This window comes from Verrucomicrobiota bacterium (genome assembly GCA_019247695.1).
Taxonomy (GTDB): domain Bacteria; phylum Verrucomicrobiota; class Verrucomicrobiia; order Chthoniobacterales; family JAFAMB01; genus JAFBAP01.
The window spans coordinates 1-9,905 of record JAFBAP010000095.1 but is presented as its reverse complement, the minus strand read 5'-3'; the positions used below and the strand labels follow the sequence as shown (position 1 = coordinate 9,905).

Here is a 9,905-nt window from a genome sequence, read left to right as displayed (position 1 = left end):
AAGGGTTGCTTCCGGGCCCGGCTTATGCCAGAGGCCCGTAAGCTTCCCGCTTCTACCATCTCGACGGCCATGGAGGTAAGAGCTTGTCTTGCTTCCCAGATGCCCGGCCGGCGTTAAACCTATCACACCGTACAAACGGTCCAGGCCCAACGGGCCGGCAGACGGTTTGATGGCCCGAAGGGCCAAAGGAACTCAGCCCAGGGTTTACCCCACTGCCATTTATTGGCCTTCAGGAAAGTAAATTCTCGAGCAAAAGGTGCGTTTGAATCAGAGCTACCTTTTCCAAGTACGGACATTATTTAGCTGAAGATCAATAAATGGCAGTGGGGTGAAACCCTGGGCTATGTTGCTTTGGCCCTTCAGGCCATCAAACCGTCTGCCGGCCCGTTGGGCCTAAAGGCCGATTCAACCAGCTACGGAGCATCCTCCGATGCCGACGCCCCCTGCGCCGGCATTCTACCGAGATAACTATCCGAATGGTATTATGAATGGTATTAATGGCCACACCTTTGACAAATGACCCACCAGCCGGAAGCGAGACCGGAAAGTAAGCGGTGACAACCCGAGGGCCGGAATATCGCGCGAGTTGCGCCCGATGGGGCCAAGAGGTAGAAAAAGAAGGGCCAAAGCAGAGGTTGTAAGCCCGAAGCGCTGTACGGAGCCGGAAGGTGTGTGGGAGGCCCGGTCCCCTGCAGTTTGCCGCGTGCGGCTTTCATCAGGCCGGCGGCGTTCCCGTGGTTTTCGCCTTACCAGCCGTCGATCAGGTCGTCCGGGCACCTGCCGATGAACCCGGAGACTCTTTGGCGATCATCCGGGGGCGCTTGGACCCGGCGGTCCGGACCCGTGGCGCTGTCGCCCAAGTCCGGAACCTCGTAACGCGACCGTTCGTCGTCGGCCTTCTCCAGACGAAGAACGACCACGATGCTTTCGATCGCTCGAGCAGAAGCGCCGTCTCCCGGTGGCGTTGGCGTTGGCTCCGGCAGCGGGCTCTGATCGGGTGGGGTTCCAAGAAAGGCATCAGGCAAGCGCAACACCCGCGTCTGACCCGCCTGCATAACCAGGCTCGTGGACACCGGTTGCTGGTCTTTTTCGTCATCGCCGAGCGGCTTGGCCCCGGGGCGGCCCAGGCTCGAAAAGTGGACGCGAATGCGCTCGCCCTCCAACCGGATCGCTTCGCCCTGAATCGTGACCGAGCCGGCATCCCCGTCCGGAAGTTGTTTGTTGATCTGCTGCCGCGCCTCCACGGGCATGCGACCGTGGAACAATTTCGGGCAGTTCCGGGGCGCGTACCGGCCATCGCCTTTCCTCAGTTGCTGCAGCCAGCGTGCGAAAACCTTGCCATTCCCGGCGTTCTCGTTTTGATCGTGGCGCGCGGAGTAAACATCGATCACGAGTTCCACTGCGACCGGAGCAGGAGCGGCCGACGCCAATACCTGCGGCGGCGGCGGGGCGGCAGTGGACGGAGGCAGTTGCCCTTCAAGTTGAGCAAAAGCGGACCCGGTAAAGCCGGAGGCCGCGAGCAGGAAAGCTATGATGGAGGACGTCTTCATGGGGTGCTTGGGGGGTAAAATATCAGTCATCGGGGTCGCAACGGCCCGGAGACCTAAAAGATACGCATCACATGAGAAGGGCAAATGGGGATGGCGCTCAAACTGCCGGAAGGTACCACCCAGCCGGCCGGGGTTCCGGATCAGTGACGCTCAGAAAGACGAGCCGTTCCGGTCACGAAACGTTTCCCAACCTCTTCTTCAGTTCCGGCGATGCGAGCCTCGTGAATTCCTGCAGGTTCAGCGTGTAGATGCGATCCGCGCCCCTTTTCAGCGCGCACCGGAGGACGAGCAGGTCGTAGATCTTACCGCCCCCCAACCCGCTCCGGGTCGCCCCCGTAATCACCTCAAGATACTCCGTTGCGCCGAGCGCGACGATTGAAAAGTAGTCCCGGACGTTCTCCACGAAGAGCAGCCCTTGTGCCGGGGTGATGCGGGGCCGTACAGGCAGGCGGGTCATCACCGCATAGAGCTCTGCCACGGAATGGGCGGCGCAAAAGTGCGTCTTTTTCGACGCGTCCTCCAGCAACCGGAGGCAAGCCGCGTGGCGGGGATGATCGCCGTAGAAGGCGCCGACGAGGACCGACGTATCAAAAAAAACCTTCATTCACCCCTCGGCATCGTGCTTCTCGGTAGTCGTCAACCCGGTAGACCCGGCCAGAATGGCTTCCGAGCGCAGTTCGCGTTCGGCGGCGGCCCAGCCGGCGACGTCTGCGATTGCCGCTGCTTCGCCGCCGCGGTAGACCCAGAACTTCCCTTCCCGGCGCAACGGCACCTCGGGCCGGACCGCACGCAGCAGGATGGCGTCCTCCCCGGCATTCTCCAAACCCGTGACGGGAAACTCGACCTCTAACTCATCGCCGGCGGCCAGGCCAAGCCGCTGCCGGATTTTTTTAGGTAGAAGGATGCGACCGCCCGAATCCACACTGACGCGGGATTTGGGTGGTGGATTTGTTTCGGAATCAACCATGGGAAATATATTAAACAATTCCCAAATGTAATACAGAATTAAAATTCACACGGAAATACGGCATGAGATCGAACAAAGGGTTTCCCCATTTTGATTTTAGCCGTTCGGATGCGAATCGTGCCGGGCATAAGAACTTTAGGGTTGCCCGATCCGCACGCCCAGTCCGCCCCGGTCCCGGTAGCTGCTGCGCCGCGCCCCGGAGTAGAAAAGATTTCAGCCTTCGGCCAAAATCGCTTTACTCCTCCCATCAACCCGTAAATTTCCCCAAACATGAAGGCTCTGCCCAAAACATTTTTTGCCGCCGTCAGCATTGCCGTCGTCACCGCCGCGCTCGCGATTTGCCCCGTTTTCGCCGCTGGACCCGACGTCGCCGGCAAGACCGGCCAGCGGTATAAGTTCGTGGTCATCACCCACGCCACGGCCGTTCCGTTTTTCGTGCCGGTTCGCAAAGGCGTGGAAGAAGCGGGGAAACTGGTCGGCGCAGACGTGACGTACACGGGCCCGGCCGGGTTCGACATTCAGAAACAGATCGATTCGATCAAATCGGCGATTGCGCAGAATGTTGACGGGATCGCCACGACGATGCCTGACCCGACGGCCTTTAACGATGTGGTGAAGGAAGCGATGGGCCGCGGGATCCCGGTGATTGCGTTGAACGCGGATGCCCCCGGGAGCGGGCGGCTCGCCTACATCGGCCAGGGCAACTATGAAGCGGGTGTTTCGATGGGCCAGCAGATCCTCAAAGTCGTCCCGGGCGGGGGCCACCTTTTATTGTGCATCCACACGGCCGGCGCCGAAAACCTGGAAGCCCGCATCAAAGGGGTCCGGGACGTGTTGGATAAACAGGGCGGTAAATATGCCTGCCGGGTGGTGGCCACCGGAACCGACATGGTCCGCGCGGTCGGCCTCATCTCATCGGCGTTCCAGGCTGATCCCAGCATCAAGGGGATGTTCGGCGTGGAAGACGTTACGGGTTCGGCGATCGCGCAGATCATCGATCGCGACGACCTGAAGGAAAAAGTTGCGGGCGGCTCGTTCGACCTTGTTGCGGACGTCCTGAACGCGATCGAGAAAGGCGAGATGCAGTTCACGATCGACCAACAGCCCTACCTGCAAGGGTTTCAGAGCGTGATGGAATTGTACCTGCTTAAACGGTACAACCTGACCCCGACGGACATCAACACCGGCGTGGCGCCGGTCACCCAGGAGAACGTCGCGAAGGTCAAGGAACTGGCGGCGCAAGGGTACCGTTGATCCGGGACGTTCCGGCGCGGCGGCTGAGCGCGTCGTGCCGTTTGCCGTTAGGTTGGACCGATTTGTTGGCCGGCGACTTTTGATCCCGCACCGCTTTACGCCCATGGCTGCCGGCCTGCTTCGCATCGACAACGTCAGTAAACGGTTCGGACCGGTGCAGGCGCTTTCGGGCGTGTCGTTTGGCGTTGCCGGCGGCGAGATCGTCGGCCTTGCGGGCGAGAACGGCGCGGGCAAATCGACGTTAATCAAGATCCTGGCAGGGATTCATAAACCCGACGGCGGCGGACTGTTGCTGGAGGGCCAACCTTACGCGCCGAAGGACCCGAACGCGGCAGTCCGGGCCGGGTTGGCGGTGTTTCATCAGGAAATTCCGATCTGCCCGCACCTGTCCATCACCGCAAACATTTTTCTCGGCACGGAATCATTAACGAAGCGTTTGCTGCCGGACTGGCGGGCCATGGAGGCGCGCTGCGTTGAGCTGTACCGGGTTCTCCTGGACGAGGACGTCAACCCGCGGGCCCTGATCCGGGACGTGAGCGCGGCGGAACGGCAACTCGCCCTGCTCGTCCGGGTACTATCGCGTGCGGCGCGGCTGATCATCCTCGATGAACCTACCGCTGCCTTGACGCCGCCGGAGGTGTCGAGGTTGTTTCGCGTGATTCGCAACCTTCGCGATAAAGGCATCGGTTTCATTTTCGTCAGCCACATGCTCGAGGAACTCATCAACCTGTCGGAGCGCATCGTGGTCCTGCGTGATGGGAAACACATCGGCACGCTCGAGAAAGAGGAATTTGAGACAACCACCCTGTCGGCCATGATCGCCGGACGGACGCTGACTTCGCCGGCTCGCACGGCGCGCACCGGTGAGCTGCGGACGGTGCTCGACGTCCGGAATTTCGGTGTGCCTGGCCATTTTTCGGACGTAAGTTTTTCATTGGCGGCAGGCGAGATTCTCGGGGTTGCGGGATTAACCGGCTCGGGACGGTCCGTTTTGCTTCGGGCTTTGTTCGGCCTGCACAAAGCCGGATCCGGCGAACTGGCGATTAACGGCTGCCGCGTGCGCATCCGATCCCCTCGGGAGGCGATCCGCCAGGGTGTCGGCTACATCCCGGAGGACCGCAAGACGCTCGGTTTGTTTCCGCACCAGGACATCAAGACCAACCTGTACATCGCCCGCACCGCCCGGCAGCCGGACCTTGCGTTCAAGGGCACGAACCGCATGCGCGTCAGCGCCGCGAGGATGAAAAAGGAACTTTCCATCAAATTCCGGCGTGAGGACGACCTGATCGGGTCCCTAAGCGGCGGGAACCAGCAGAAAGTTCTGTTGTCCCGGTGGCTGCTGCTGGAGCCGGCGATCATCCTCATGAACGAACCGACTCGCGGGGTGGACATCGGCGCCAAAAAGGAAATTTACGACCTGATGTTTGCGCTCACCACGCGCGGTTTTTCCTTCATTGTCACCTCCTCGGCGATTGAAGAACTGCTCGTGCTGAGCGACCGCGTGTTGGTGATGAATCGGGGCCGGGCGAAAACGATCCTGAGCCGGGCCGACGCGACCAAAGAATCGATCCTCCATGCCGCAACCACCTGAAATCCGTCCCGCCGAGAGAGCCGATGCCGACGTCCGCCCCACCCGCGGCTGGAAAAGCGCGTGGGGTCGCGCGTTTCTCCTGCGCGATTTCGGGATCGCGGTCGTGGCGGTGCTGATCGGGCTGGCCTTTTCGGCGGCGTCGCCGGTGTTTCTGTCGGCGTACAACCTGCTGAACCTGCTGCGGCAGACGGCGGAACTCGGCATCGTCGCGATGGCGATGACGGTGCTGATCGTTTCGGGGGAGTTCGATCTGTCAGTCGGCGCGATCTACGCCGTAGCCGGCGTGGTGACCGGTTGGCTGGCGAAACACCTTGGGGTGGATCTCTGGGCCGCCGCCGGGTGCGGGCTGGCGGCGGCGCTGATCCTCGGGTTTCTGAATGGCCTTCTGGTTTCCAGCACGCGGATCAACTCCTTCATCGCGACCTTGTCCACGATGATGATTTACCGCGGGATCGCCATGGTGCTTTCCCAGGGCCAGCCGATTTCGTCCTTCACGTCGAAGACGGCGTTTTTCGACGTCATGGGGCGTGGGAAGGGCTTCGGCACCATCCCGGTGCCCATCTTCTGGATGGCAGCCTGGGGGATCCTGCTCTTTGTGCTCCTGCATCGGACTGCCTTCGGGGTCAAGGCATACGCGACGGGCGACAATCCCGAGGCCGCCGCGCTGGCGGGGATCAAAACGGCGGGAGTAAAGCGGGCCGGGTTTCTGCTGACGTCCCTCGCGGCGGGGTTGGCCGGGCTCGTGTCGTTGGGCTACCTGAAAACGGTGACGCCGACCCAGGGCACCGGGTTGGAACTCGAGGCCATCGCCGCCGCCGTGATCGGGGGCACCTCGATGGCGGGCGGTGTGGGAAGCATCGTGGGCACGTTCATCGGTACCTTCATCATGGCTGAGGTACGCACCGGGCTGGTGTTGTTGGGTACCGACGCGTACATCCAGGACGCGTTCGTCGGGCTGGTGATCGCGTTTGCGGTGATCGTGAACGTGAAACTCACGCACCGGGGCGGGTAGAACCGGCCTTAACACGAACCCGTCGCGCCGGCCCGGGTGGACGGGCGGCAAAATTGAAATGCCGGTCTGCTTCACGCCCGCACGATCCCGGCAGGGTCGCCGCAGAACGTCACGCGAGGAACGCGCCGCCCCTGCCCCGCGCAGAATCGATCGAGCCAACGACCGAGGGGCGCACAGGCATCACCTCGCAGGTTTGAGAATTGCCGTTGCGGGCAGCCATTTGCTTCGGCTAAGGTTGGCGACGCCCATGACCCCGAGACCGGAGCACCGTTCGAGCGCCTTGGCCGGCCGGCTCGGTGTGTTCAGCACCACGCCGCAGCCCCCTGTAAGATGAGTGGCCGGATTTTCATCAGTTATCGTCACGACGATGATGCAACGCAGACGGCGACAGGCTTGTACGACTGGCTTTCCGCGCGTTTTGCCCGAAACGACGTTTTTCTCGACGATGACAGGGCGAGCCCGGGAATCGACTACGCCGCCGTAATCGAAAACAACGTGGGGCCGTCCGACGTCCTTGTCGTTGTTATCGGCCACCGCTGGCTGCTCGCTCCTGGCGGGGAAGGGAGATCCCGATTGGATAAGCCGGAGGATTTTGTGCGCCTGGAAATCGGAATTGCCCTCAGGCGCGGCATCCCGGTGATTCCCGCGGTGGCGGATGGCGCCTCGATGCCCCGGTCGGACGAGCTTCCTGAGGATTTACAGTCCTTCGCTCACCGGCGGGCGTTTGCGGTTAGCCGGGAACGTTTCCGGGCCGATTCGGAGCAGCTGGCTCGTGCCGTGGAGCAGGCGCTGGAGAGTGCCCGGGCCGAGCAGCAACGCAAGCGCCAGGAGCAGGAGCCCATCGACGCGGAACGGAGGGATCGCGAAGAAAAGGCCCGGCTCGAGACCGAACGGCGCGAACGTGAGGAAGAAGCGCCCCTGCCCCTGCAGGTTCCGGAATGTGCCGCGGCGATGTGGTCTGAGCAACCCGTGGTGACGGCACAAAACGAGAGCCGGGTGCCGGCAGCCGCAGATCCCGATTCCGAAGCCACCATCGTTCCGGCCATTGCGGAAAGCGCAAACGCAGCTCATGGCACCGCTGAAGTCTCGGCGGTTCCAACTGAACCCGCGGGTGCAAGCCCGCCGCGGGAGCCCGTGGAGCGCCCGGCCCGAGCACCGAAACCAGAGTCATCTTTGCTGAAGTTTCTGAAAAAGGGGGCTGCGAACCGGAAGAATTCACGGCGGCTCCTGGTTCTGGCCGGAAGCGGAGTTGCGGTCTTGCTGCTTGGGTTGATCCTCCTTTTCAACGCGTCACGACCTCAGCCCAACGCGTCGCGATCTCAGCCGGTTTCTGCCGCGGAACGTTCCCGCGCGGCGTCCTCCCCGGTCGTGGCTCCGGCCAACTCACCGGCGCCGGCGGCTGTAGTCAGGGAAGCTTCACCGGGTCCGGCGGCCTCCGTCAGCCAGGTTTCCGTACCCAGCCCAACCCCTTCGGCGAGGGACTCGCTTGCCGAAGCAGAACGCCACCTTGACGCGAAGGAGTACGCCCAAGCGCGCCAGTGGTTCCAAAAGGCCGCTGAGGCCGGCAGTGCGGACGGCATGAACGGTTTGGGCGCACTGTACGAGAACGGCTGGGGTGTGACCCAGGACAGCGCTCAGGCTCGGCAGTGGTACCGGAGAGCTGCTGACGCCGGCAGCGTGGCTGCGAAGCTAAAACTCGCGATGCTCAGCCCGTCGCCCGCCAGCCAACCTTCACCTAACGGCACGCCATCTCCGGTGGACGAGTTGGCTGCGGCCAAACGCTACCTGGATGCCAAGGATTACGCCAAGGCACTGCCGCTTCTGCGGAAGGTCGCCGACGCCACCCGCAATTTGGAGGCTTTGAACCAACTGGGCGACCTCTACTACTCTGGCCGCGGTGTCAGTCAGGATTATGTCCAAGCTCGCCAGTGGTACCAAAAGGCCGCCGACGCCGGTAGTGCCAACGCCATGTACCAGTTGGGCGAACTGTACCAGTACGGCCAAGGTGTCGCCCGGGACTACGCCCAGGCGCACCGCTGGTACCACAAGGCCGTGGATGCCGGTAACGCGGATGGCATGAACGGCTTAGGCCGGCTCTACGAGAATGGCCGGGGAGTGGCCCGGGATTACATCCAGGCACGCCAATCGTACCAAAAGGCGATTGATGCGGGCAACGTGCAAGGCATGGTCAACCTCGGCACTCTCTACGAGGGAGGCGCAGCCCAGGATTATGCCCAGGCTCGCGAGTGGTATAAAAAGGCCGCTGACTCCGGCAACACCAACGGCATGTATCATCTGGGTTTGCTGTACCAGTTCGGCTTGAGCGTGCCTCGGGATTACGCCCAGGCTCGCCAATGGTACCAAAAGACCGTCGACGGGGGCAACCCGCAGGGCATGGTCAACCTCGGCTCGATGTACGAGGACGGTTTGGGGGTACCTCAGGATTATGGCAAGGCATTCGAGTCGTACCAGAAAGCCGCCGATAACGGGCACCCGGGTGGTATGAACGGTCTCGCCCGGCTCTACGAGAACGGCCGGGGCGTACCCCAGGACTACGCGCAGGCGCGGCATTGGTACCAGAAGGCGGTAGACGCGGGCAGCGTGGCGGCAATGGAACACCTGGGCAACATGTACTACTACGGCCATGGCGTGGCTCAGGATCACACCAAGGCGCGCGAATGGTACCAGAAGGCGGTCGCGGGCGGCTGGCCGGTCGTACTGCTCCCCAAGGATTGAACACGTGATTTCGTTGCAGGCAGCGCCGGTGTTTGCAGACCCGATGCAGGTCCTCACAGGATCCGCGATGCCCGGAGACACGGCCTGGGGTCGCGGGGGGGCCGGGTTCAAGCAGTCTCGACGGGGTGAGGCAAGGGGCAGCAGAAACTATGAGCAACGCTTTCTGCCGCCCCTTTCAGGGCTCGATCGTCATTTTACAGTTACCCAGGGTAAACCCTGGGCTATGTTCTGCCGCCCCTTCAGGGCTGAAACCCGGTCGAAATTCCACCAAGGTAACCGTCCTCCGGCGCCGATGGCCTGAGGGCGGTTTTACGGCCTGAAAGGCCAAGAGAACATAGCCCAGGGTTTACCCTGGGTAACCGTCAAATCACGATCGAGCCCTCCTAAGGCGTCACGGCCGTACGCCCATCCTGACAAACGCCCGCCCCGCCGGGTTGGATTTGCTGAAGGGGCGGCAGAAGGCGTCGTTCGCGCTGTCTGCCGGCCCTTCGGGGCTGAAGGCGATTCCGCCGGCCGGCGTCCTCTCAAGACGGCGCCGCGGGCTTGGATCGGTTGATTTCACGACGAGCGTTAAAGTGGCCGGCTGCTTTCCGGCTGCCCCTCAGGGGCGAAGACCGCTCAACAAGATGGATCTCGGCGTTTCACCCGGTGCAGTTGTGCGTGATCGCCATGGCGGCCTGACAAGGCCGGCAGAGAAGCTTGCCTTCAAACCGGCCGGCATTGATACGGCAGAAAAACACTACCTTGCTGTCCAGGGGCGCACCGCATCCGGCGCAACCCCGGGAATTCGCGCCC

7 protein-coding genes are annotated in these 9,905 nt (G+C 62.4%); 4 read left to right on the top strand and 3 right to left on the bottom strand.

The window, feature by feature from the left end:
- Positions 1-746: 746 nt before the first annotated feature.
- The 3 genes from JO015_10750 to JO015_10740 form a co-directional block, all read right to left on the bottom strand.
- Positions 747-1,550, bottom strand: coding sequence for a hypothetical protein (locus JO015_10750; GenBank protein ID MBV9999578.1), 804 nt, complete (start codon positions 1,548-1,550; stop codon positions 747-749).
- A 172-nt stretch (positions 1,551-1,722) separates the two neighbouring features.
- Positions 1,723-2,154: a PIN domain-containing protein gene (locus JO015_10745; GenBank protein MBV9999577.1), complete on the bottom strand. Its 432-nt coding sequence runs from the start codon at positions 2,152-2,154 to the stop codon at positions 1,723-1,725.
- Complete coding sequence (locus JO015_10740; protein ID MBV9999576.1) at positions 2,155-2,517, bottom strand: AbrB/MazE/SpoVT family DNA-binding domain-containing protein; 363 nt, start codon at positions 2,515-2,517, stop codon at positions 2,155-2,157.
- Positions 2,518-2,787: 270 nt separating this feature from the next.
- Between JO015_10740 and JO015_10735 the strand changes: the two genes are divergently transcribed.
- The 4 genes from JO015_10735 (at position 2,788) to JO015_10720 (ending at position 9,110) form a co-directional block, all read left to right on the top strand.
- The gene (locus tag JO015_10735; GenBank protein ID MBV9999575.1) at positions 2,788-3,771 is read left to right on the top strand and encodes a sugar ABC transporter substrate-binding protein; all 984 of its coding nucleotides are present in this window, start codon (positions 2,788-2,790) and stop codon (positions 3,769-3,771) included.
- A 103-nt stretch (positions 3,772-3,874) separates the two neighbouring features.
- Positions 3,875-5,362, top strand: coding sequence for a sugar ABC transporter ATP-binding protein (locus tag JO015_10730; GenBank protein MBV9999574.1), 1,488 nt, complete (start codon positions 3,875-3,877; stop codon positions 5,360-5,362).
- The gene (locus tag JO015_10725; GenBank protein ID MBV9999573.1) at positions 5,346-6,374 is read left to right on the top strand and encodes an ABC transporter permease; all 1,029 of its coding nucleotides are present in this window, start codon (positions 5,346-5,348) and stop codon (positions 6,372-6,374) included. Before JO015_10730 ends, JO015_10725 begins: the two co-directional genes overlap by 17 nt.
- A 330-nt stretch (positions 6,375-6,704) precedes the next feature.
- Complete coding sequence (locus JO015_10720) at positions 6,705-9,110, top strand: SEL1-like repeat protein (protein ID MBV9999572.1); 2,406 nt, start codon at positions 6,705-6,707, stop codon at positions 9,108-9,110.
- Positions 9,111-9,905 lie beyond the last annotated feature (795 nt).

Excerpts from the sequence above, each read along its gene's own strand:
- JO015_10720 (MBV9999572.1), top strand. The coding sequence starts at position 6,705 with ATGAGTGGCCGGATTTTCATCAGTTATCGTCACGACGATGATGCAACG.
- JO015_10730 (MBV9999574.1), top strand. The coding sequence starts at position 3,875 with ATGGCTGCCGGCCTGCTTCGCATCGACAACGTCAGTAAACGGTTCGGA.
- JO015_10740 (MBV9999576.1), bottom strand. The coding sequence starts at position 2,517 with ATGGTTGATTCCGAAACAAATCCACCACCCAAATCCCGCGTCAGTGTG.
- JO015_10735 (MBV9999575.1), top strand. The coding sequence starts at position 2,788 with ATGAAGGCTCTGCCCAAAACATTTTTTGCCGCCGTCAGCATTGCCGTC.
- JO015_10750 (MBV9999578.1), bottom strand. The coding sequence starts at position 1,550 with ATGAAGACGTCCTCCATCATAGCTTTCCTGCTCGCGGCCTCCGGCTTT.
- JO015_10725 (MBV9999573.1), top strand. The coding sequence starts at position 5,346 with ATGCCGCAACCACCTGAAATCCGTCCCGCCGAGAGAGCCGATGCCGAC.
- JO015_10745 (MBV9999577.1), bottom strand. The coding sequence starts at position 2,154 with ATGAAGGTTTTTTTTGATACGTCGGTCCTCGTCGGCGCCTTCTACGGC.